This window comes from Sphaerisporangium corydalis (assembly GCF_025506355.1).
GTDB lineage: Bacteria > Actinomycetota > Actinomycetes > Streptosporangiales > Streptosporangiaceae > Sphaerisporangium > Sphaerisporangium corydalis.
On sequence record NZ_JANZYP010000001.1, the window covers coordinates 1 to 22,813 of the forward strand.

Consider the following 22,813-nt stretch of genomic DNA (forward strand, 5'->3'; position numbering starts at 1 on the left):
TTTACGTCGGGTTCGACGGGTGGGCCGAAGGGTGTGGTGGTGGAGCATGGGGGTTTGGTGGGGTATTTGGATGGGGTTTTTGCGGGTTTGGGTGGGGGGTTGGTGTCGTTTGGTTTGGTGTCGACTTTTGCGGCTGATTTGGGGTTGTTCTGTGTTTTTGGTGCGTTGACGTCGGGGGGTGTGTTGTGTGTGGCGGATCGGGGTTTGTCGGTGGATCCGGTGGGTTTTGGGTGGTGGGTTGGTGGGGTTGATGTGGTGAAGTGTGTGCCGAGTCAGTTGGAGTTGCTGGGGTCGGGGGCGGGTGGTTTGGCGGGGGTGTTGCCGGGTCGTTTGCTGGTGTTGGCGGGGGAGGCGGTGTCGTGGTCGTTGGTGGATCGTATTGGGGTTGTGCGTCCTGATTTGGAGGTGCGGGTTCATTATGGTCCGTCGGAGTCGACGGTGTCGGTGTTGGGGTGTGTTGTTGGTGGGGTGGGGCGGGGGTCGGTGTGTGTTCCGTTGGGTTCGCCTTTTGGGGGGGTGGAGTGTTTTGTTGGTGATGGTGCGGGTCGCGGGGTGCCGGATGGTGTGGTGGGGGAGTTGTGGATCGGTGGCCGCCAGGTGGCCCGCGGCTATTTGGAATCGGCCACTAATTCCGTTGAATCGGATTCCCTTTCGGCGGGCACCGATTCTTCGGCCCACGTGAATTCCCCTTCCCTGGGCTCTGGGAGTTCTTCTGGTTCGGGGGAGTTGGTGGTTTCATCTGGTGGTCGGTTCGTGGTGCGGGATGGGGTGCGGTGGTACCGGTCGGGGGATCGGGTCGTGGTGCGGGGCGGGGTGGTGGAGTTCCTTGGCCGTGTCGACGACCAGGTGAAGGTGCGGGGGTTCCGGGTCGAGCCGGGTGAGGTCGCGGTGGCGTGCCGTGGTGTTGCCGGGGTGGGTGACGCGGTGGTGTTGCCGGTGGGCGAGGGCACGGCGCGGCGCCTGGCCGCGTGGATCGTCCCGGCCCGCCGGCACGACGTGAACGTGGGCTCGGAACTCGCTCCGGAACCGGTGACGGTGGAGGGGGTTCGGGCGGCGTTGCGGGGGGTGTTGCCGGAGTACATGGTGCCTTCGGTGATCGTGGTGATCGATGCGCTGCCGTTGAATCCGAACGGGAAGGTCGATCGGGCGCGGTTGGTGGCCTCGTTGGAGGGGCTGGCGCGTCAGGTGGAGGGGTCGATTCCGGGAACGGAGTCGGAACGGCTGGTCGCGGGCGTGTGGGGCGAACTGCTCGGAGTGGCGGAGGTCGGGTCGGGGGACGACTTCTTCGCCCTGGGCGGCGACTCGTTCACCGCCGTACGCGTCGCCGGACGCCTCTCGGCCGCGCTGGGCTACACCGTCCCCTTGCGTGCGCTCTTCGAACACCCCGTACTGGCCGACCTCGCCGCCGAACTCGACACCCGGCGGGAGACCGGCGCTCCCGGCGGCCCGGCCGCCATCCCCCGGCGGACCGGCACGGGCCCGGTGCCGCTGTCGCCGATCCAGCGGCAGATGTGGCTGGCGGGCGAGGTCGATCCCGACAGCCCCGCCTACAACGTCCCCGTCGTCCTGCGGCTGAACGGCGACCTGGACGTCCCCGCCCTGCGGCAGGCGGTCACCGACCTGGTCGAACGGCACGAGATCCTCCGCACGACCGTCGAGGTACGCGACGGCGAGCCGTACGCGGTCGTCGGCTCCCCGGACCGGTTGGTGGTCGAACTCGAAGACGTGAGAGCCCCCGCCGGCCGCGCGATGACCGTGCCAGGCGATGCTCCCGCAGTGGTGGCCGTGCCCGGTGACGCTCCCGCCCTCCTGGAACGGGCGGTGGCGGAGAGCGGGGAAGCGACCGCCGCCGGAAACCAGGGAGTCCTGCGACAAGAGGGGGTGTCCGGCCGGCTGGCGGAGCTGGCGGCGCGGCCGTTCCGGCTCGCGGAGGAGTACCCGCTGCGCGCCACCATCCTGACCCTCGCCCCCGCCGAGCACGTCCTGGCCCTGGTGCTGCACCACATCGCGAGCGACGCCTGGTCGCGCGGCGTCCTCCTCCGGGATCTCGCCGGCCTCTACGCCGCGCGCGTGACGGGCGCGGCGGGCCCGGCTCCGCTCGATCTCCAGTTCGCCGACGTCGCCGAGTGGCAGCGACAGCGGGCCGGCGACGACACCGGCTGGTGGGCGGACCGGCTCGGCGGCCTGGAGGCGGAGCTGGACCTGCCCGCCGACCGGCCGCGCCCGGCGATGCCCGGTGGCGGCGCGGGCCTGGTCGAGCTGGACCTGCCGGACGAGCTGGCCGCCCGGCTGCGCGCCCTGGCGGCCGGGAGCGGCGCGACGGTGTTCATGGTCCTGCTGGCGGGCCTGCGCGCCATGCTCGCGCGCGTCACGGGCACGAACGACGTCGCCGTGGCGGTGCCGGAGGCCGGGCGGCGCCATCCCGACACCGCGCGCATGGTCGGCTGCCTCCTCCAGACGCTGGTCGCGCGGGGGACCGTCGCGGACGACCTCACGGGCCGTGAGCTGGTCGAACAGGTGCGCGCCGAGACCCTGGACGTCCTCGCGCACGCCGGCGAGTCGTTCGACCCGCCCCCGCTCCGCGTGATGCTGAACGTGTACGACGCTCCCGGCCCGGTCACCGGTTTCCCGGGCATCGCGGCGGCCGCCATCGAGATGCCGCCGCAGGCCGCCAAGTTCGACCTGAGCTGGGCCGTCCAGGACAGTCGCACCGGGCTGCGCGGCGCCCTGGTCTACCGGAAGGACCTGTTCGACGAGGGCACGGCGCGGCGGTTCGTGGCGTGGTTCGTGGCGGTGTTGTCGCAGCTTGCGGCAGATCCCGCGCGCCCGGTGGGGAGCTGGGAGCTGGAGCCGGGCAGGGTCTCGGTGTTGTCGGGTCCTGTGGTGCCGGTGCTGGGGGCGTCGACGGTTCACGGGCGGATCCGGGCGCAGGCGCTTCGGGTGCCGTCGGCGCCGGCGGTGCGGGCCGTGGACGGGTCGCTGACCTATCGGGAACTGGACGACCTGGCGGGTGTGCTCACCCGCCGGTTGCGCGCCGTGGGGGTGACGCGCGGCGACCGGGTCGGGGTGCTGATGGAACGGACACGTGACCTGCCGGTCGCGCTGTTCGGCGTCATGACGGCCGGTGCGGCGTATGTCCCGATCGATGACGCGACCCCGGCCGACCGGGTCGCCGCGATCCTCGCCACCGCGGGGGTCAGGGTCGTGGTGTGCGCGCCCGGCCTGGAGGACCGGCTGCCCGCCGACGTGACGGTCGTCGGCCCGCTGCCGGGCGGGGACCCGGAGCCTGACGATCACCGTGCCGGAGAAATGTGCGGTGGGGGTGATGTGGCGTATGTGGTGTTTACGTCGGGTTCGACGGGTGGGCCGAAGGGTGTGGTGGTGGAGCATGGGGGTTTGGTGGGGTATTTGGATGGGGTTTTTGCGGGTTTGGGTGGGGGGTTGGTGTCGTTTGGTTTGGTGTCGACTTTTGCGGCTGATTTGGGGTTGTTCTGTGTTTTTGGTGCGTTGACGTCGGGGGGTGTGTTGTGTGTGGCGGATCGGGGTTTGTCGGTGGATCCGGTGGGTTTTGGGTGGTGGGTTGGTGGGGTTGATGTGGTGAAGTGTGTGCCGAGTCAGTTGGAGTTGCTGGGGTCGGGGGCGGGTGGTTTGGCGGGGGTGTTGCCGGGTCGTTTGCTGGTGTTGGCGGGGGAGGCGGTGTCGTGGTCGTTGGTGGATCGTATTGGGGTTGTGCGTCCTGATTTGGAGGTGCGGGTTCATTATGGTCCGTCGGAGTCGACGGTGTCGGTGTTGGGGTGTGTTGTTGGTGGGGTGGGGCGGGGGTCGGTGTGTGTTCCGTTGGGTTCGCCGTTTGGGGGGGTGGAGTGTTTTGTTGGTGATGGTGCGGGTCGCGGGGTGCCGGATGGTGTGGTGGGGGAGTTGTGGATCGGTGGCCGCCAGGTGGCCCGCGGCTATCTGCAATCGGCCACTCCTGTGAAATCGGATTCTGTTCCAGGCGGAACCGAATTCAAGAACTCCGCCGATTCCGCCGATTCCGTCGGCACCGCTGTCGACTTGGTCGATCTCACTGACGCCGATGGTCGTTCCGTCGGCGAGAATTCTCCGGACGACGTGAATTCCCCTTCCCCGGCCTCTGGGAGTCCTTCTGGTTCGGGGGAGTTGGTGGTTTCTTCGGGTGGCCGTTTCGTGGTGCGGGATGGGGTGCGGTGGTATCGGTCGGGGGACCGGGTCGTGGTGCGGGGCGGGGTGGTGGAGTTCCTTGGTCGTGTCGATGACCAGGTGAAGGTGCGGGGGTATCGGGTCGAGCCGGGTGAGGTCGCGTTGGCGTGCCGTGGTGTCGCCGGGGTGGCCGACGCGGTGGTGTTGCCGGTGGGCGAGGGTACGGCGCGCCGTCTGGCGGCGTGGATCGTCCCGGCCCGGCGACACGACGTGAACGTGGGCTCGGAACTCGCTTCGGAGCCGGTGACGGTGGAGGGGGTTCGGGCGGCGTTGCGGGGGGTGTTGCCGGAGTACATGGTGCCTTCGGTGATCGTGGTGGTGGATGCGGTGCCGTTGAATCCGAACGGGAAGGTGGATCGGGCGCGGTTGGTGGCCTCGTTGGAGGGGCTGGCGCGTCATGTGGAGGGGTCGGCTCCAGAGACGGAGTCGGAACGGCTGGTCGCGGGGGTCTGGGGAGAGTTACTGGGGGTGGCGGGGGTCGGGTCGGGGGACGACTTCTTCGCCCTGGGCGGCGACTCGTTCAGCGCGGTCAAGGCAGTGCGCGCGCTCGGCAGGGGCCTTCGGGTCATCGACCTGTTCACCCATCCGACCGTCCGCGAACTGGCCGCCTTCCTCGACGACCGTGACCACCGTGACGACGCCACCCGCAACCGCCTGCTCCACCGCCTCGTCGACCCCCACCGCCGCGCCCCGGCCACGGCGATGACCCCGGCCGGTTCGGCCCGGGACGACGGGGTGAGCGGGCGGGCGGTCGTCACTGTGGTGTGTGTGCCGTATGGCGGGGGGTCGGCGGCGGTGTACCGGCCGCTGGCCGAGGCGCTGCCCGAAGGGGTGGAGGTGCTGGCGCTGGAGCTGCCCGGTCACGATCCGGCCAGGCCCGGCGAGCCGACCTCCCCCCTGGAGGACGTGGTCGAACGGTGCGTTGCCGAGCTGGCCGAGCGCGTTCCCGGGCCGATCGCCGTCTACGGGCACTGCGTGGGCACCGCCCTGGCCACGGCGCTCGCGTTGCGCCTGGAGGAGACCGGTGTCCCGGTGCTGGGCGTCTTCCTCGGCGGCGGCTTCCCCACGGCGCGGCTGCCCGGCAGGCTGTCCGCCTGGATCAACAAGCGCCTGCCCGCCGACCGCTGGCTGTCCGACCGCGCCTACCGGGACGTGCTGCGCGCGATGGGCGGGCTGCCCGCGGACCTGGAGGGCGCCGCCGCTGAGACCGCGGTCAACGCGCTCCGGCACGACGTGCGGCAGGCGCAGGGCTGGTTCACCCGCCGCCTCGCCGAGCCGGTGCGGACGCGGCTGCGCGCGCCGGTGATGGTGGTGGTCGGGAGCGGGGACCGGGCCACCGACCTCTACGAGGAGCGGTACCTGGAGTGGGCCGCGTTCGCCGCCCATGTCGAGCTGGCCGTGGTCCCGAGGGCGGGGCACTACTTCCCCCGCCACCAGGCCACCCAGCTCGCCGTCCTGCTGTCCGGCGCCCTGCGCCGCTGGACCGGCGAAACCCCCGGCAGGGCACGCCCCCCGGCCTTCTCGCCGTCGGAACCGGAGGCGTCGGGCGGGGTGGTGGTGCCGCTTGGGGGGCAGGTTGTGGTGCCGTCGGCGGAGCCGGCGTTGGTGCCGCCGCTGGGTGGGGTTTCCGAGTCGCTGGCCGTGCCGCCTTCGGTGCGGGGGCGGCGGGGGAGGGGTGAGGTGCCCGGGCCGGCGGGGCTGCGCGGGTTCTACACCGTGGCGATCGGGCAGCTCGTGTCGATGGTGGGCAGTTCGCTCAGCTCGTTCGCCCTCGGGGTGTGGGCGTTCCAGCTCAGCGGCGCCGTCCTGGACTTCGCGCTCGTCACGATGCTGGCCCTGGTGCCCGCCGTCCTCGCGGGTCCGCTGGGCGGCGCGATGGCCGACCGGTACGACCGGCGGCGCGTCATGCTGGCGTGCGACGCGCTGAACGGCCTCGCGATGGGGGCCGTCGCCCTGGCCCTGTGGCTGGGCCGCCTGGACTTCACGGCCGTCTGCGTGGTCGTCACCCTGACGTCGGTGGTGTCGGCGTTCCACCGGCCGGCGTACCTGGCGGCCATCGCGCAGCTCGTGCCCAAGCCGTACCTCCCCCAGGCGAACGCGTTCGCCCAGGCCGGCCTCGGTCTCGGCGGCCTGATCGCCCCGCTGGCGGGCGGCGCGCTCATCGCGCTCGCGGGCCTTCCGGTCGTGGTGGGCGCCGACGTGGTGACGTTCGTGGCCGCCCTGGTGTCGCTGCTCGCCGTACGGTTCCCCGACCGCATGTTCCGCCGCCGCGAGGAGTCGTTCCGCTCGGCGATCGCCGGTGGGTGGCGGTTCATCGCGCGAAGGCCCCCGCTGATGGCGCTGGCGGGCTACTTCATGGTCGTGAACTACTTCACGGCGCTCACCCTGGCCGTGGTGTCCCCGATGGTGCTCTCGCTGGGCGACGCGGCCGACCTCGGCGTGGTGACGGCCGCCGGCGGTCTCGGCGCGGTGGCGGGCGGCGTCGTGATGATGGTCTGGGGCGGTACGCGGCGGCTGGTGGATGGGATGGTGGGGTTCGTGGCCGTCGCGGGCCTGGCGACCGTGGTGACCGGGCTGAGCGGCTTCGCCGGGCTGATCCCGCTGGTCGCGGTGGGGCTGGCGCTGCGGTGGGGGTCGACGAGCGTCATCAACGCCCACTGGCTGTCGGTCATCCAGCTCAAGGTCAGGATGGAGCTGCAGGGCCGGGTGCTGGCCACCAACCAGATGCTGGCGACGGCGATGACCCCGGTCGGGTACCTCACGGCCGCGCCGCTCACGGCCGCCGCCGGGGCGCTTGCCGGGTCCGCGGCGGGGGACGGGCCGGGACGGCCGATCGGCCTGCTGCTGTGCGCGGCGGGCGTGCTGCTGGCGCTGTGGGGCGCGGCCGGGTTCGGGATGCGGCGGCTGCGCACCCTGGAGGACGCGCTGGCGGACGCCCTGCCCCTGACGGAGATCGGCTCGGACCTGGACGAACTCCAGGAGGAGGCCGACCGGGAGGCCCTGCCGCGCCCCGGCCACGCCACGGTGTGACCCCCGCGGCGGGGAGTTTCGCGGTGAGCTGAAGATCAAGTCGGGTGGGGTTCGAGGCGTAATGTCACACCCGTGGAAGTGCGCCTTCTGGGACGTATCGAGGCGTGGGCCGGGGGGCGTGCGGTTTCGCTGGGCGGTCCGCACCGGGTTGCGGTGTTCACGCTTCTCGCGTTGCGCGCCGGTTCGGTCGTCCCGGTCGCCGAGCTCGTCGAGGCCCTGTGGGACGGCAAACCGCCCAAGAGCGCGGTCGCGAACGTCCACGGTCACATCAGCGCCCTGCGCGCGGCCGTCCGCGAGGCGGGCGGGCCCGCGGAGGTGCTGGTCACCCGCTCGCCCGGGTACATGCTCGACCTCGGCGCCGGGGGGCACACCGACCTCGCCATGTTCGAGGACCTGCGCGAGGCGGCCCTCGCCAGGCGCGACGCCCCGGCCGAGGCGGCCGAGCTGTACCGCAGGGCGCTGGCGTGCTGGACCGGCCCGGCGCTGCACGACCTGCCCAGCCCCGTGCTGCGCCGCCACGCCGAACGGCTCGAACGGCGGCTGCTGCTGACCGTGCGCGACAAGGCCGAGATGGAGCTGGCGCTCGGCCTGCACGACGTGGTGATCGCCGAGACGCGCCCGGTCCTCCAGGCCGACCCGCACGACGAGCGGCTGCGCGCGGTGCTGATGCTCGCCCTGTACCGGGCCGGCCGGCAGGCCGACGCGCTGGCCGTCTACCGTGAGGGGCGCCGCGCGCTGGTGGAGGACCTCGGCCTGGAACCCGGTCCCGAGCTGCGGCGGCTGGAGAAGGCGATCCTCGCCCAGGAACCGGGCCTCGACCTGTCGGTCCCGTTCGCGCGGGCGCACCCCCGCCAGCTTCCGCCCGCCCCGGCGCTGCTGCTCGGCCGGGACGACGAGCTGGCGAGCCTGTGCGCGCTGCTGACCTCCCAGTCGGTCGGCGCCCTGACGACGGTCGCGCTGACCGGCCACCCCGGCGTCGGCACCTCGGCGCTGGCGCTGCGCGTGGCGCACGCCGTGCGGCCGGCCTACCCCGACGGGCAGCTCTACGCCTCGCTCGGCGGGCCAGGCCGGGACGAGCGGCCGCCCGAGGTGGTGCTCGACCGTTTCCTGCGGGCGCTCGGCGTGCCCGCCGCCGCGCTGCCCGGCGACCTCGCGGGCCTGGCGGAGCTGTTCCGCACGGTCCTGGCCGACCAGCGTGTCCTGGTCGTCCTGGACGACGCGGCGGGCGAGACGCAGGTGCGCCCGCTGCTGCCCGGCGGTGCCGGGTGCGCGGTCATCCTCACCAGCGGGCGGTCGCTCGCGGGCCTGGACACCTCGGCGACCCTGCGGGTGCGCCCCCTGGCCGTGCGCGCCGCCGCCGCGATGTTCACGGCCCTGTCCGGCCGCGACGGGCCGGAGGTGGGCGAGGTGGGGGCGTTGTGCGACGGGCTGCCGCTGGCGATCCGGCTGGCCGCCGCGCGTCTGGCCGCACGGCCCCGCTGGCAGGTGGCCGACCTGCACCGCAGGCTGGCCGACGACCGGCTCCGGCTCGACCTGCTCACCGCCGGCGACCTCAGCGTCCGCGGGGCCTACGACCGCACGTACTCCGGCCTGGGCGAGGCGGCCGGGCGGGCGCTGCGGCTGCTGGCGGCCCTGGTGCCCGGCCCGGTCACCGCACCGAGGCTGGCCGCGCTCATGGGCGAGGGGGACGTCGTGGCCGAGGAGCTGCTCGAACGGCTCGTCGACCACCATCTGCTCGAGCCCGGCCGCCGCACCGGCGGCGGCTGGACCTACCACTGCCCCGGGCTGCTGCGGCTGTACGCCGCCGAACGGCTGGCCGCCGAGGAGCCGGCCATGGGGGGAGCGGGAGGCGGCCTGACGGCGCCGCGTCCCGCTCCGTGAGCCCGGCCGGGAAAGGAAGGAGCGGGAGGCGCCGCGCGCGTCCCGCTCCGTGAAGCCCGCCGGTCAGGTCACTGTTCCGCGGCCGCCTTCGGCGCCCGCAGGGGCGCACTGGCGGCGTGCATGTGGCGCAGCGCCTGGGCGTAGGAGTCGTACAGGCCGCACTCCAGGTACGGGATGTCCAGCTCGGCGCAGTAGTCGCGCACGATGGGCTGGGCCAGGCGCAGGTTCGGCGTCGGCATGCTCGGGAACAGGTGGTGCTCGATCTGGTAGTTGAGGCCGCCGAGGGCGATGTCCACGACCATCCCGCCCCGCACGTCGCGGGAGGTGAGCACCTGGCGGCGCAGGAAGTCGGGACGGTCGTCGCCGGTCAGCATCGGCATGCCCTTGTGGTTGGGCGCGAACGTGCAGCCGAGGTACACGCCGAAGATCGCCTGGTGCAGGGCGATGAACACCAGGCCCTTGCCCAGGGGCAGGACCGCGAAGACCGCGGCGAAGTAGAGCACGAAGTGCGCGACCAGCAGCGTGCCCTCAAGGCCGCGGTGCTTGAGCGAGGGCCGCCTGAGCGCGCGGAAGCTCGACGCGTGCAGGTTCAGGCCTTCGAGCGTGAGCAGGGGGAAGAACAGGAACGCCTGGTACCGGCCGATGAGCCGGGCGAAGCCCTTGGCGACGGACGCCTGCCCGGTCGACCAGACGATGACGTTGGGGGACACGTCGGGGTCGTGGTCCTCGTGGTTGGGGTTGGCGTGGTGGCGGGTGTGCTTGTCCATCCACCAGCCGTAGCTCATGCCGATGCCGAGGTTGCCCGCGATCCACCCGGCGATCTCGCTGGTGCGCCGGGACCGGAAGACCTGCCGGTGGGCCAGGTCGTGGGCGACGAGCGCGAGCTGGGCGAAGGCCAGCGCGAGCAGGACGGCGACGGGGATCTGGTACCAGGAGTCACCCACGGCGGCGAACAGGATCCAGCCGGCGGCGAACAGCCCCCCGACGAGGGACAGCCGTAGCGTGTAGTAGCCGGGGCGCCGTTCCAGCAGGCCGGCCTCGCTGATCCGGCGGGACAGCCGCGCGAAATCGCTCCCGCGGGTGTCCCGCTCCGCGGCCTCGATCGTGGATGAGCTGGTCACAGGTCTCCTCACGTGGTGGATCGATGGCTACGCCGACCCCGTGGAACCTGCCGCGTATAGCGTTTGCAATGGGTTTCGAGGCGGCCCGTCCAAGCCTGTCTGGGTTGTTCCGCCTTGCGATATCCAGGCACCACTCCGGTGCGCGGTAGTGCTAGCCCCACCATGACGAGATGCCGCGCGGCCCGGCGGGCCACGCGGCGGCGGAGGACGATCACTGATGGACGAGCGGCGGATGGTGCGGATCTCGAAGTACCTGGCCAAACACCTCCGGCACGAACCGCACCGTATCGGCATCGAGCTGGACGCCCAGGGGTGGGTACCCATCGAGGTCCTGCTCCAGGCCGCCGCGGGGCACGGGTTCCCGATCGGGCGCGAGGAACTGGAGGAGGTGGTCGCGTCCAGCGACAAGAAGCGGTACGCGATCGAGGGGGACCGGATCCGGGCCAGCCAGGGCCACTCGGTGCCGGTCGAGCTGGACCTGCCGGTGGCCGAGCCGCCCGCGTACCTCTACCACGGCACGGCCCCGGCCAGCGTGGCGCCGATCCGGGAGGGCGGGCTGCTGCCGATGGGCCGCCACCACGTCCACCTGTCGCCCGACCGGGAGACGGCGACCCGCGTCGGGGCGCGGCGCGGCAGGCCGGTGGTGCTGTCGGTGGACGCCGCCGCGATGCGCGCCGACGGGTACGAGTTCCGGGTCAGCGCCAACGGGGTCTGGCTGGTGGACCACGTCCCCCCGTCCTACATCCGCTTCCCCGGGTGAGGCCGGCACGGAGGCGCCGGCCACCCCCGGACCGCCGTCGGGGCCCCTGGTCAGCCCCGGACGGCGAGCTGGATCTCCTCGAGGAGGCGCAGTTCCTCGTCCAGGTCGGCAGGGGTCAGGTTGGCGAGCAGGACGTGGCCCACCGCGCCGCCCTCCAGCCGCTTGAGGTCCTCGGCGATCTGGCGCGGGGACCCGCCGAGGAACGGCCGGTCGCCGCCCAGCGGCTCGCGGGTGATCGGCACGTTCGCGCGCGCGATCACCGGCAGGTCGCCGGCGTTCTCCCGCCCGGCCTCGCGCGCCGCCTCGTGGAACGCCGAGGCGAGCTGCGTCAGCACCTCCTCGGAGACGGCGATCGGGTTCAGCCCGTCCGCGATGCGCCCGGCGCGCCGGATGCCCGCGGGCGTCATGGAGCCCAGCACGATCGGGATGGTGGCCTGGACCGGCTTGGGGTTCAGCTCCGAGGGCGCGATCCGGTAGAACCGGCCCTCGTACTCGACGGGGTCGGGGCCCCAGCAGGCCCGCATGGCGGCGACGACCTCGTCCAGCCCCGCGCCCATCCGCTTGATCGGCACGTTGGCCGTCTCGAACTCCTGCGGCAGCCACCCCTGCCCGATGCCGGCGATCACGCGCCCGCCGCTGAACTGGTCCAGGGTGGCGAACCGGCGCGCCAGCACGACCGGCGGGTGGAACAGGGCGTCGATGACGCTGGTCCCGAGCTTGATGCGGTCGGTGAGCGCGGCGACGTAGCTGAGGGTCTCCAGCGGCTCGAAGGTCTGCCGGTAGACCTCCGGGATCCGCTGCGGCGGGCCGCCGCCGGGCATCTCGATCTCGGCGACCGGGCGCAGGAGCCGCTCGTAGGTCCACAGCGAGTCGTACCCGAGCCGCTCGGCCTCCTGGGCGAAGCGGGCGATGTTGGCGGGCGACGCCAGCGCCCCTGACGTGGGGAGCGAGACCCCGAGTTCCATGCGGTCCTCCGTCGGTCGGAACGGTCTGCCACCGGTGGCCCGGTCGCCTTCCGGAGATCATCGCGCGCGCCGGCCGCGTTCGCCGGCACCGATGATGATCCTTCTTCCGTCTCCAGCCCCCGGAGGCGCGCGATCTATTCCCGGCGGAGGACCGGCTGTTCGCCACAGGCGCGAAACCGACCCCTCCACCCACGTCATATCGTCTGATATGTATCGTCTGTAACCAGTACGTGTTCCTCACCCCGGCGCGAGGTGTCCGGACGGTGAACGGCTTGGACGGGTTCCGCCCGCCGAGCCGGGCCGTTCACGGACCGGCGCGCGAGCCGGTGCCCTCGGAAAAGCCCTGACGGCCTGAGTACCCTCGATGACCACATCCGCTACCGCGAGGAGAGCCCGTTGACCACCGCACCGAGGACCGACAACCTCGATCTCGCCACGACCGCACGGGAGATGGCCGACAGCGCCCCCGCCGGTTCGCTCAGCCACGCCGCCGCCACGTCGGTGGCCATCACCTGCGCCACCACCCGGGACGTCTTCGAGGCCCGCGCCGTCCTGGACGGCGTCACGCCCTCCGACGTCCGCGCCGCGGCGCTCGACCTGTTCGGCCGCCTGGCCTCCGGCGCCAGGTAGCCGCCGCCAGGGGGCCGGAGCCCCGCCGTGATCGTCGCGCGCCACGGCGTCGCGGCGCGGACGGTCGTGCTCAGCGTGGCGGTCCCTCCCCGGGCGGGGCGAAGTGGTCCGACACGCGGGCGGGCTCGAAGGCGCCGCGTTCGGTGATGATGCGGGTCACCAGGCCGGGCGGGGTGGCGTCGAAGGCCGGGTAGTAGCCCCGCGCGCCCTCGGCGGCGGTGCGCGCGCCCAGCACGCGCAGGACCTCCTCGCCGTCGCGGTGCTCGATCTCGACGTCGGCGATCCCCGGGGACCGGGGGTCGGGGGCGTGGGACAGCACGTAGAACGGCACGCCGAACGCCCGCGCGGCCAGCGCGACCGCGAGCGTCCCCACCTTGTTGACCACGTGGCCGTCCATGGTCACCCGGTCGGAGGCGACCAGCGCGACGTCGGCCAGCCCGTCCGACAGCGCGGCCGGCACCATGCCGTCGGTGATCACCGTGGGCCGGTAGCCCATCTCGACCAGCGTCGCGGCGGTGAGCCTGGCGCCCTGGAGGTAGGGCCGGGTCTCGGTGCACACGAATTCCAGGCGCTTGCCCATCTCCTCGGCGGCCTGGACGGCCCCGATCAGGTAGGCGTCGCCCCAGCAGTGCGTGAGGACGCGCGCCCCGTCCTCCAGCAGCGCGGCGGCGTGCCGCCCGAGGGCCCGGGTGCCGGCGAGGTAGGCCTCGTCGTGCTCGGCCGCCGCGGTCTCCACGGCGATCACGAGCTGCTGCCCGTACGCGCCGGGCAGCGGGCCGTCCACGGTGGCCGCGAGGATCGCCAGGACCGCGTCGCGGATGTGGTTGTTGGTCGGCCGGGTGGCGATCAGCCGGCGGCCGGCGGCGCGCAGCATCTCCCCGGCGGACCCCGGCCCGGCGCCCCTGGCCTCGCGGGCGGCGAGGATCATGCCGGCGGTGGTGGCGAACATCGGGCCGGAACTCTGGGTGACCATCTCCTCGATGGCCACCGCGACCTCCTCCACCGTGGCGCAGTGCACCCACCGGCGCTCGAACGGGTAGACGCGGCGGTCGAGGATGTCGACCCCCTCGCCGGTCGTCCGCACCGAGTCGGCCAGTGTCGGCGTGTTCCTGGTGTCGCTCACCGGGGCATCCCTTTCGTGTGGGCCGTGCCGGGCCCGGTGCCGCCGTCGCCGCGCACCGCGCCGTACATAACCTCCCATAGGCGCAGAACTAAGGACAACGGAGCGTATCTACCTCTTTCCGATCTGCAAAGTAGGCTTAGGGTGAAGGCCGGGTCCGGCGGGTCACGTACGGGATTGTGCCGATCGGGGTGCGGACAGGAGGCCCCCTAGCGCCGAGGTATGTGAGATTGTTCTGGTGCGGCGGACGACGCGGTCGCCGCATTCTGTGACTGGATGCCCGGCAATTGCCTAGTTTTCCTACCAAGTTCGTGGGATACTTGGCACACAGAGGAGGCGACATGAGCCCGGACTGCAGCCACCCATCGTGGCCCCGCGCCGAGACCCCCCTCACCGCGGCCATCATGGCCGGGCGCTGGATCCGTTCGGCGGCGGTCGACGACGCGCGAGGGCGCCACTGGCGCGCCAACCCCGACCCCCGGCGGCACTCCGCCCGGTCGGGCCAGCCCGGCTCGCTGTACGCCGGGGCCGCCGGCATCGTGCTGTTCTTCCTGGAGCTCGCCGCCGCCACCGGGCACGAGGCCTACCTGGAGGACGCCCGCCAGGGCGCGCGCTACCTGGCCGAGACCTGGCAGGACGAGGCCGACCTGTCGCTGTACCACGGCCTCACCGGCATGGTCTTCGCGCTGGCCGAGGCCGGGTGGGCGACCGGTGACGAGAGCTTCGCGGTCGCGGCCAGGGCCGGGGCCGACCGCGTCGTGCGCAGCCTGCGCAGGACCGGCGACGGCGTCGGCTGGACCGGCGACCCCGCCCAGCGCGGCGACGGCGGCATCATCCTCGGCCTGCTGCACGCCTCGGGCATCCTCGGCGTCACCGCCTACGAGGAGGTCGCCGTCGAGGCCGGCGCGCGCGTGGCCGACCAGGTCGTGCCCGGCCACCGGTTCGGCGAGAACGGGTGCCCCGACCTGCCCGAGGACGCCGTCACACCCGGCTTCCTGTCCGGCACCGCCGGCACCGCCTTCCTGCTCGCCCGCCTGTACGGCGTCACGCGCGACAAGCGCTTCCTGGACGCCGCCCGCAGGGGTGCCGACTTCGTCCGCACGATCAGCACGGTCACCGGCGAGGACGCCCTGGTGCCGCACCACGTCCCCCAGGGCCGGGGCCTGCACTACCTCGGCCTGTGCTCGGGCTCGGCCGGGGTGGCCCGCATGTTCTACGAGCTGTACCGCGTGACCGGCGACCAGGGCGACCTCGACTGGGTGCGGCGGCTGGCCTCGGGCATCGTGCGCAGCGGGGTCCCGAACCGCCAGACGCCCGGGTTCTGGAACGTGGCGTGCCAGTGCTGTGGCTCGGCGGGCCTGCTGGAGCTGTTCGTCGGGCTCTGGGCCGCGACCGGCGAGGAGCACTACCGGCAGTTCGCCGGCACCCTGGCCGGGAACCTCATCGGGCGCGCCACCGGCCACGACGACGGGGGATACCGCTGGTACCAGGCCTACCGGCGGCTACGGCCGTGGGAGGTCACGGCCGACACCGGGTACATGATCGGCGCGGCGGGGATCGGGGCGGCGCTGCTCCACCTGGACGCCGCCGGGCCGGCCGCCGAGCCGAGAAGGCTCATCCTGATGCCCGACAACCCGTTCCCCGCCATCCCGGTGCCGGCCTCCGCGCTCCGCCGCTCGCAGTGATCCGGAGCGGCGGCCGTACGCGGTGAACCCGTGCGCCGGTCGTCCGTGGTGAACCCGTGCGCCGGACGTTCGCGGCGGGGTCGTGTGGCGGGGCCGTGGGGCGGGGCTCAGTCGGAGGAGGCCGGGGCGGGGCCCGCCTCGGCGGTGAGCGCTCGCAGGGTCTCGGTGAGATGGGCCACCTGGACCTCGAGGTTGTGCACCCGGGCCTCCAGTTCGAGGGTGGTGAGGGGCTGGAATGCGGCGATCTGCCTGGGCATCGGTGACCGGTCCCTTCGGGTTGAGCTGCGCTCGGCGGTGGGAGGACGCGGGGGGTGTCCGGGCCATCCCAGCCCTTTACCTCTGCCCGCCCTGCGGCCTGGCAAGCGCGAACGGCCCCGCAAGGTCACGCGACTTTTACGAAGATCTTCCTCGTGACGCGGGTCGTCACTCGCCGGCCGGCGCCGGGTAGGCGTAGGTGTCGGTCGGCCGGACCGTGACCCACAGCCGCTGGCCGAGGGTGAGGCCGAGGCCGGCCGCGACGGCGGGCGTGACGTCGGCGGCGGCGGTGATCGGGCCCGCGAGGTGCGCCCGGACGTGGTCGCCGTGCCGCTCCACGCCCTCCACGCCGCCCTCCCAGGTGTTGCGGGGCGTCCCCTCGGGCCGGGCCGGGTGGAGGGTGACCGCCGAGGGGGGGAAGGCGACGAACACCGGGCCGCCCAGCGGCTCGGCCACGCTCAGCACCAGCGCGGGCGGCCCCCCCTCGTCCCGGGCGCGGACGGACACCTCGTGCCCCTGGGCCTCGCCCCGGTAGAGGTTCAGCCCGACCAGGCGGGCGACATGATCGGTGCGCGGGCGCCTGGCCACCTCCGCGGGCGTGCCCTCCTGCGCCAGCCCGCCGTCCTCGAACACCACCAGCCGGTCGGCCATCGTCATCGCCTCCAGCGGGTCGTGGGTGACCAGCAGGCAGGCGCCGGTGAAGTCGCCCAGGTGGTGGCGCAGCCGGGTGCGGGCCGACAGGCGGGCGGCGTCGTCCAGGCCGGCCAGCGGCTCGTCGAGCAGCAGCACGCGCGGCCGTACGGCCAGCGACCGGGCCAGCGCCACCCGCAGGGCCTGCCCGGCGGTCAGCTCCCGGGGACGGGCCAGGCGGCGGTCGCCGAGGCCGACGTGCTCCAGCCAGGCGGCGGCGGCGCGGCGCGACTCCGACCGGCTCGCCCCCCGGCACCGGGGCCCGAAGGCCACGTTGTCCAGCGCGGACATGTGCGGGAACAGCAGGGGGTCGCGGACGACCATGCCGACCGGGCGCCGCTCGGCCGGGCGGGCGTGCACGGCCGACCCGTCGAGCAGGAAGTACCCGCCCGACGGCGCGGTGAGGCCGGCCAGCAGCCGGAGGGCGGTGGTCTTGCCCGCGCCGCTCGGCCCGAGCAGCGCGACCACCTCCCCGGGGGCGACGCGCAGCCGGACGTCGAGCCGGAACCCCGCGCGCCCGGCGACCAGATGGGCGTCCATCATGCCGCGTTCACCCAGTGGCGGCGCAGCACGGCGAGGACGGTGACCGACACCAGCAGAAGGACCAGGCTGAGCGCGACGGCGGCCTCCGGGTCGCTCTCCAGGGCCAGGTAGACGGCCAGGGGCATGGTCGGCGGGCGCCCGGGGAAGCTCCCGGCGAAGGTGACGGTCGCCCCGAACTCGCCCAGGGCCCGCGCCCAGCACAGCGCCACCCCGGCCGCGATCCCCGGCGCCACCAGCGGGAGGGTCACCCGGCGGAACACCGTCCAGCGCGAGGCGCCGAGGACGGTCGCGGACTCCTCGAAGCGGGAGTCGGCGCCGCGGAGCGCGCCCTCCACGCTGATGACCAGGAAGGGGGCCGCCATGAACGTCTCGGCGAGCACGACCGCCGCCGGGGTGAAGGGCGCGGTGAGGTGGAGCGAGGAGCCGAGCCAGGTGCCGATCAGGCCGTGCCGGCCGAGGAGGGCCAGCAGCGCCACGCCGCCGACCACCGGCGGCAGGATCAGCGGCACCGTGACCAGGGCCCGGACGACGCCCTTGCCGCGGAACGCGACGCGGGCGAGCATCCAGGCCAGCGGCACGCCGCCCAGCACGGCGGCCACGGTGGCGGCCGAGGAGGTCACCAGCGACAGCCGCAGCGCCTCCAGCACCGGGGGCCCGGCCATGCGGGTGGCCACGGCGTGCCAGGGGGCCCTGACCAGCAGCCCGGCGAGCGGCAGCACCAGGAACGCCAGCCCGGCCGCCGCGGGCACCATCAGGACCAGGGGGACGCCGAAGGCCCCGTCGTGGAGCGTCCGGCGCGTGGTGTCCTTCATCCTGCGCCGGGTGGTCGTCAGTACCCTCATGTCGCATTCATCCCCTGGATACCGCTTCGGGACTCCCGCCGGGAGGGCGGGGCCCGGTAATCCACGTTTATCCGCCGCCCAGATGTGCAGAGGGAAGGGCGAATCGAAAGGAGCTGCCCATGGACTCCGTGGCATCTGCCGGTCAGCAAGCGCGGGGAGCCGCGCGGCGGGCGACCAACAGCCGCACGTTCGAGCGGCTGACCCGTCTCGGACTCGCGTGCAGGGGCGTGATGTACGCCCTCATCGGCCTTCTCGCGTTGCAGATCGCCTTCGGCGGCGGCGGCAAGGAGGCCGACAAGACCGGCGCCGTGCGCACGGTGGCCGAGCAGCCCTTCGGCACCGTCGTGCTGTGGGTGATGGCCGTCGGGTTCGTCGCCCTGGCGCTGTGGCAGCTCTCCGAGGCCCTGATAGGCGGCCTGGAGGTCAAGGAGCGGGTCGAGGCGGTCGCCCACACCGTGGTGTACGCCCTGGCGGTCGGCACCATCATGAGCTTCCTGCTGACCGGCAGCACCGGCAGCTCCACCGACAAGCAGTCCAAGGACCTCACCGCCACCGTCATGGACTGGCCCGACGGGCAGATCATCATCGGCGCGGTCGGCCTGGCCATCATCGGCGTGGGCCTGTACTGGATCTACGACGGGGTCACCAAGAAGTTCCTCAAGCACCTGCGCACCGGCGAGATGTCGCCGAAGGTCCGCGGCGTCGTCGAGAAGCTCGGCATGATCGGGTACTGCGCCCGAGGCGTGATCGCGGTCGCGGCCGGCGTCTTCTTCATTTCCGCGGCGATCACCTACAGCCCCAAGGAGGCCAAGGGGATCGACTCCACGCTGCGGTCGCTCGCCGGCACCCCGCTCGGGCCCTGGCTGCTCGTCGTGGTCGCGGCCGGGGTGATCCTCTTCGCCGCCTACTGCTTCTGCGAGTCTCGCTGGCGCAGGACCTGACCCCGCGGGTCCCGCCGGTGCGGGACCCGAAGCCCGCCGAGCCCTCAGGCGCGGGGACCTGAGCCCCGGCCGGGCCGGGGCGGCGGGTCAGACGTTGCGCCGGTACTGGCCGCCGGCCTCGAACAGCGCCTCGGTGATCTGACCCAGCGAGCAGACCCGGGCGGCGTCCATCAGGGCGGCGAACGCGTTGCGGTCGGACATCGCCGCCTCCCTGAGCCGCCGCAGCGCCTCGGGGGCGGCGCCCGCGTGCTCCCGCTGGAACTCCGCGAGCCGGGCGAGCTGGCTCCGCTTCTCCTCCTCGGTGCCCCTGGCCAGCTCCAGCGCGCCGTGCTCGACGCGGCCCTCGGGGTTGCGGAAGGTGTTGACGCCGATGATCGGCAGCGAGCCGTCGTGCTTGCGGGTCTCGTACAGCATCGACTCGTCCTGGATGCGGCCGCGCTGGTAGCCGGTCTCCATCGCGCCGAGCACCCCGCCCCGGTCCGACAGCCGCTCGAACTCCGAAAGGACGGCCTCCTCGACCAGGTCGGTGAGGTCGTCGATGATGAACGACCCCTGCAGCGGGTTCTCGTTCGCCGCCAGGCCCCACTCCCTGTTGATGATCATCTGGATGGCGATGGCGCGGCGCACCGACTCGGTGCTCGGGGTGGTGACCGCCTCGTCGAAGGCGTTGGTGTGCAGGCTGTTGCAGTTGTCGTAGACGGCGATCAGGGCCTGCAGCGTGGTGCGGATGTCGTTGAAGTTCATCTCCTGCGCGTGCAGCGACCGCCCGGAGGTCTGGATGTGGTACTTCAGCTTCTGCGACCGCTCGCCCGCGCCGTACCTGTCGCGCATGGCGACCGCCCAGATCCGCCGGGCCACCCTGCCGAGCACGCTGTACTCGGGGTCCATCCCGTTGGAGAAGAAGAACGACAGGCTGGGCGCGAAGTCGTCGACCGCCATGCCCCGGGCCAGGTACGCCTCGACGTAGGTGAAGCCGTTGGCCAGCGTGAAGGCGAGCTGCGTGATCGGGTTGGCCCCGGCCTCGGCGATGTGGTACCCGGAGATGGACACCGAGTAGAAGTTGCGCACCTTGTTGGCGATGAACCATTCCTGCACGTCGGCCATCATCCGCAGCGAGAAGTCCGTCGAGAAGATGCAGGTGTTCTGGCCCTGGTCCTCCTTGAGGATGTCGGCCTGCACGGTGCCGCGCACGGTGGCCAGGGTGGTGGCGCGCAGGGCCGCGGCCTCCTCGGCGGTGGGCTCGCGGCCCTGGTCGGCCCGGAAGCGCGCGGCGGCCTGGTCGATGGCGGTGTGCAGGAAGAACGCCAGGATGGTCGGCGCCGGCCCGTTGATGGTCATCGACACCGACGTGGACGGCGAGGACAGGTCGAAGCCGTCGTAGAGCGCCTTCATGTCGTCGAGCGTGGCGATCGACACCCCCGAGGTGCCGACCTTGCCGTACACGTCGGGCCGCTCGGCGGGGTCGTTGCCGTACAGCGTCACCGAGTCGAACGCCGTCGACAGGCGCACGGCCGGCTGGCCGTCCGACAGCAGCTTGAAGCGGCGGTTGGTGCGGAACGGGTCGCCCTCGCCGGCGAACATGCGGATCGGGTCCTCGTCGTCCCGCTTGAAGGGGAACACCCCGGCGGTGAAGGGGAACCGGCCGGGCAGGTTCTCGGCGCGCAGGAAGCGCAGCAGCTCGCCGTGGTCGGTGAACCTCGGCAGCGCCACGCGCGGGACCCGGCTGCCCGACAGCGACGTGCGCCACAGCGGCGTGCGCTGCTCCTTGCCCCGCACGGTCACCACCAGCTCGTCGGCGGAGTAGGCCGCGACCGTCTCGGGCCAGCCGTCCAGCAGGGCGCGGCTCGCCGCAGGCAGCCCGTCGGCGGCGCGGTCGCGCAGCGCGTCGAGCGCCGAGGTGTCGGCGCCCTCGCCGGCCAGCAGCTCGCGCACCTCGGCGAGCTGCTGTCGGCGGCGGGCCGCCTCGGCCTGGATCGCGGTCTGCCGGTGGTAGCCGCGCACGGTCTCGGCGATGTCGGCGAGGTACCTGACCCGGGCCGGGGGGACGATCGCCGCGCCCAGGCTGGAGGTCATGACCGCCGTCGCCGGCAGCAGCCCGGGGCTCGCGGGCAGGCCGTGCTCGCCGAGCAGGTCGCGCAGCCGCTGGTACAGGGCGGTCACGCCGTCGTCGTTGAAGCGCGCGGCCACGGTCCCGTACACGGGCATGTCCTGCGGGGCGGTCCCGAAGGCCTCCCGGTTGCGCACCATCTGGCGGCGCACGTCGCGCAGCGCGTCCTCGGCGCCGCGCCGGTCGAACTTGTTGATCGCGACGACGTCGGCGAAGTCCAGCATGTCGATCTTCTCGAGCTGGGAGCTCGCGCCGAACTCCGGCGTCATGACGTACAGGGAGACGTCGCTGAACGGGACGATCGCGGCGTCGCCCTGCCCGATGCCGGGGGTCTCCACGATCACCAGGTCGTTCCCGGCCGCGCGGCACACCGCGATCACGTCGTCGAGGTGCTCGGGGAGCTCGTGCGACCCCCGGGTGGCCAGCGAGCGGAAGAACACCTCGCCGCCGAGGCTGTTCATCCTGATCCGGTCGCCGAGCAGCGCGCCGCCGCCCCTGCGCCGGGTCGGGTCCACCGCGATCACCGCGACGCGGAGCTTGTCCTCGTAGTCGATGCGCAGCCTGCGGACCAGCTCGTCGGTGAGCGAGGACTTGCCCGACCCGCCGGTCCCGGTGATGCCGAGCACCGGCACGTGCCGGCCGGCCGAGGCGGCGCGCAGCCCGTCCAGGTACTCCTGCCCGGCCCGTCCTGCCTCGGCGAAGGTGATCGCCCTGGCCACGGCACGGTGGTCGCCAGCGGCCACGGCGGGCGGCTCGGCGCCCTCGGTCAGGTCGACGTCGCACGCTTTGATGATGTCGTTGATCATCCCGGTGAGGCCGAGGCGCTGGCCGTCCTCGGGGGAGAAGATCTTGGCCACGCCGTGGGCCTCCAGCGCGGCGATCTCGTCGGGGACGATGACCCCGCCGCCGCCCCCGTACACCTTGACGTGCCCGGCGCCCCGCTCGCGCAGCAGGTCCACCAGGTAGGTGAAGAACTCGACGTGCCCGCCCTGGTAGGAGCTGATCGCCACCCCCTGGGCGTCCTCCTGGAGGGCGGCGGTGACGACCTCCTCCACCGAGCGGTCGTGGCCGAGGTGGATCACCTCGGCGCCCTGGGCCTGCAGGATGCGCCGCATGATGTTGATCGCCGCGTCGTGCCCGTCGAACAGGGCCGCCGCGGTGACGACCCGCACGGGGTTGGCTGGTACGTGCACCGGCGCTCCTTCAGGCAGAGTTACTAGGACGTCCTACTAAATTGTAGGACGTCCTAGTAACGGTCCGGTACCCGGATCGCCGATCGGCCATCGGCGGTAGAGGTGGGTCTGGGGGTCCCTCCGGCGTGAGGAGTATCACGCGATGGCTCCGGCTCCCCACTTCAAAAGCCTGTTTATACGACATATGGTGTTTAAACGGACAAATCTTGTTCGTACGGGTCGCCCGTCCCCAGGGGACCCGAGTGACCACGAGCGGCCGGCCGTACGCGCACGGTGCTTCGTGATCACGTCGTCCCTGTCCATCGCCCCACGGGAAGTCACCTCATGCGCCACGACCGCGGTAGCGGGCACGTCGTCTTCGAGATGGACCTGTCGCTCCAGGAGGCGCGCAGGCGTGCCGAGGTGGTCGCCGCGCTCGGACCGGACTGGGACCCCCTGGCGGTCATGCGGGCCGAGGAGGAGGCCTACGACCTCCTGTACTCCGGCCTGGACCAGGGCCAGCGCGAGACCTACGCCATGCTCGTGGCGGCGGGCGTCCTCCCGCGCCGAGAGGCGGGCCGTGCTTCCGATTGACCCCGACGCCGACATCGCCCGTCGCGCGTGGATCCCCTGCCCGGAATGCCGTGACGACCGGGGCTGCCACGACTGCGGCTCGGGCCGCAACTGCCGCGACCACTGGCGCTACCTGCTGAGCGCCGCCGGCAGCGTCCTGCACGTGCAGTGCCCCGGCTGCGCCCACCTGTGGCGGCACGAGACCCGCTTCGGCGCGGGCGGCCACCGCCCGTTCCCGTGACCCGCCCGTAGCCCCTGCCGCCGGGACCGGCCCGGCGGG

15 protein-coding genes are annotated in these 22,813 nt (G+C 72.9%); 8 read left to right on the forward strand and 7 right to left on the reverse strand.

The window, feature by feature from the left end; genetic code table 11:
- Positions 1-7,248, forward strand: a 7,248-nt coding sequence (locus NYZ98_RS00005; protein WP_262840240.1) for a non-ribosomal peptide synthetase/MFS transporter, incomplete at its 5' end; no start/stop codon positions are given.
- Positions 7,249-7,326: 78 nt separating this feature from the next.
- Positions 7,327-9,129, forward strand: a complete 1,803-nt coding sequence (locus NYZ98_RS00010) for an AfsR/SARP family transcriptional regulator (RefSeq protein WP_262840593.1) — start codon at positions 7,327-7,329, stop codon at positions 9,127-9,129.
- Between the two features lie 68 nt (positions 9,130-9,197).
- On the opposite strand, the gene NYZ98_RS00015 is transcribed toward NYZ98_RS00010, so the two are convergent.
- Complete coding sequence (locus tag NYZ98_RS00015; protein WP_262840241.1) at positions 9,198-10,250, reverse strand: fatty acid desaturase family protein; 1,053 nt, start codon at positions 10,248-10,250, stop codon at positions 9,198-9,200.
- 217 nt (positions 10,251-10,467) lie between these two features.
- On the opposite strand from NYZ98_RS00015, the gene NYZ98_RS00020 reads away from it, so the two are divergent.
- Positions 10,468-11,010 carry an RNA 2'-phosphotransferase gene (locus NYZ98_RS00020; RefSeq protein WP_262840242.1) on the forward strand — a complete coding sequence of 181 codons (543 nt, stop codon included), beginning with the start codon at positions 10,468-10,470 and terminating at the stop codon, positions 11,008-11,010.
- A gap of 50 nt (positions 11,011-11,060) precedes the next feature.
- Here NYZ98_RS00020 and NYZ98_RS00025 read toward each other — a convergent pair whose 3' ends face one another.
- Complete coding sequence (locus NYZ98_RS00025) at positions 11,061-11,975, reverse strand: TIGR03619 family F420-dependent LLM class oxidoreductase (RefSeq protein WP_262840243.1); 915 nt, start codon at positions 11,973-11,975, stop codon at positions 11,061-11,063.
- A 396-nt stretch (positions 11,976-12,371) separates the two neighbouring features.
- Here NYZ98_RS00025 and NYZ98_RS00030 point away from each other — a divergent pair, with 396 nt between their 5' ends.
- Positions 12,372-12,605: a hypothetical protein gene (locus NYZ98_RS00030; protein WP_262840244.1), complete on the forward strand. Its 234-nt coding sequence runs from the start codon at positions 12,372-12,374 to the stop codon at positions 12,603-12,605.
- 70 nt (positions 12,606-12,675) lie between these two features.
- Here NYZ98_RS00030 and NYZ98_RS00035 read toward each other — a convergent pair whose 3' ends face one another.
- A complete protein-coding gene (locus tag NYZ98_RS00035; RefSeq protein ID WP_262840245.1) occupies positions 12,676-13,728 on the reverse strand; it encodes a translation initiation factor eIF-2B alpha/beta/delta subunit family protein in 1,053 nt (350 codons plus the stop codon).
- Positions 13,729-14,066: 338 nt separating this feature from the next.
- On the opposite strand from NYZ98_RS00035, the gene NYZ98_RS00040 reads away from it, so the two are divergent.
- Positions 14,067-15,410 carry a lanthionine synthetase LanC family protein gene (locus tag NYZ98_RS00040; RefSeq protein ID WP_262840246.1) on the forward strand — a complete coding sequence of 448 codons (1,344 nt, stop codon included), beginning with the start codon at positions 14,067-14,069 and terminating at the stop codon, positions 15,408-15,410.
- Between the two features lie 107 nt (positions 15,411-15,517).
- Here NYZ98_RS00040 and NYZ98_RS00045 read toward each other — a convergent pair whose 3' ends face one another.
- The 3 genes from NYZ98_RS00045 to NYZ98_RS00055 all read right to left on the reverse strand — a co-directional run bounded on the left by NYZ98_RS00045 (position 15,518) and on the right by NYZ98_RS00055 (position 17,740).
- A complete protein-coding gene (locus tag NYZ98_RS00045) occupies positions 15,518-15,667 on the reverse strand; it encodes a hypothetical protein (RefSeq protein WP_262840247.1) in 150 nt (49 codons plus the stop codon).
- Positions 15,668-15,833: 166 nt separating this feature from the next.
- Positions 15,834-16,898: an ABC transporter ATP-binding protein gene (locus NYZ98_RS00050; RefSeq protein WP_262840248.1), complete on the reverse strand. Its 1,065-nt coding sequence runs from the start codon at positions 16,896-16,898 to the stop codon at positions 15,834-15,836.
- Positions 16,895-17,740, reverse strand: a complete 846-nt coding sequence (locus NYZ98_RS00055; protein ID WP_380706890.1) for an ABC transporter permease — start codon at positions 17,738-17,740, stop codon at positions 16,895-16,897. The genes NYZ98_RS00050 and NYZ98_RS00055 overlap by 4 nt, the downstream gene beginning before the upstream one ends.
- A gap of 119 nt (positions 17,741-17,859) precedes the next feature.
- Between NYZ98_RS00055 and NYZ98_RS00060 the strand changes: the two genes are divergently transcribed.
- Complete coding sequence (locus NYZ98_RS00060) at positions 17,860-18,681, forward strand: DUF1206 domain-containing protein (RefSeq protein WP_262840249.1); 822 nt, start codon at positions 17,860-17,862, stop codon at positions 18,679-18,681.
- 87 nt (positions 18,682-18,768) lie between these two features.
- Here the strand turns inward: NYZ98_RS00060 and icmF are convergent, their stop codons facing one another.
- Positions 18,769-21,981: a fused isobutyryl-CoA mutase/GTPase IcmF gene (gene icmF, locus NYZ98_RS00065; RefSeq protein ID WP_262840250.1), complete on the reverse strand. Its 3,213-nt coding sequence runs from the start codon at positions 21,979-21,981 to the stop codon at positions 18,769-18,771.
- A 324-nt stretch (positions 21,982-22,305) separates the two neighbouring features.
- Here icmF and NYZ98_RS00070 point away from each other — a divergent pair, with 324 nt between their 5' ends.
- Positions 22,306-22,554, forward strand: a complete 249-nt coding sequence (locus tag NYZ98_RS00070; protein ID WP_262840251.1) for a DUF6400 family protein — start codon at positions 22,306-22,308, stop codon at positions 22,552-22,554.
- Positions 22,541-22,774, forward strand: a complete 234-nt coding sequence (locus tag NYZ98_RS00075; RefSeq protein ID WP_262840254.1) for a hypothetical protein — start codon at positions 22,541-22,543, stop codon at positions 22,772-22,774. Before NYZ98_RS00070 ends, NYZ98_RS00075 begins: the two co-directional genes overlap by 14 nt.
- Positions 22,775-22,813 lie beyond the last annotated feature (39 nt).